This window comes from Leifsonia sp. HAY1-4F, from assembly GCF_056755275.1.
The window spans coordinates 1-407 of record NZ_JBNDHX010000213.1 but is presented as its reverse complement, the minus strand read 5'-3'; the positions used below and the strand labels follow the sequence as shown (position 1 = coordinate 407).

Here is a 407-nt window from a genome sequence, read left to right as displayed (position 1 = left end):
GCCGTCGAGAAAGTCGGTGAGCGAGGCGATCACGAAGATCCAGAGCGCGACCCACCGCGCGAAATCGGAACCTTCCAGCTTGCCCTCGACGAAGAAGCACAGGACGATCAGGGGTACGCAGAGGATGCGGCCGTAGGTAAGCAGATTGGGAATGCTGTAAGCGCGCGAAGCCATGGAAATCGTTTCGTTTCGGTTGTGTCGGCAGATCTCGGTGAGCCTTTGTCAAAGTCTCATCTCGCTCCAGCCATTTGATTGAGCATGATCTTATCCAAAAACCGCTCCGCACTTTTTGGGATCACGCCTAGATGATGGTTTGATTACCCTATCGTCAACATTCTTTCTGTGCTTTCACCGTCATTGCGTGGAATTTGCGACCGGCTTTTTATTTCGCGGTGTCTTCATGAAAA

At 52.1% G+C, this 407-nt stretch carries 1 protein-coding gene; it reads right to left on the bottom strand.

Translation table 11 applies throughout. The annotated features are described in order from the left end of the window. The coding region (locus tag ACPYOG_RS19255; protein ID WP_481295740.1) for a CDP-alcohol phosphatidyltransferase family protein at positions 1-174 on the bottom strand (174 nt) is incomplete at its 3' end. Positions 175-407: the final 233 nt, after the last annotated feature.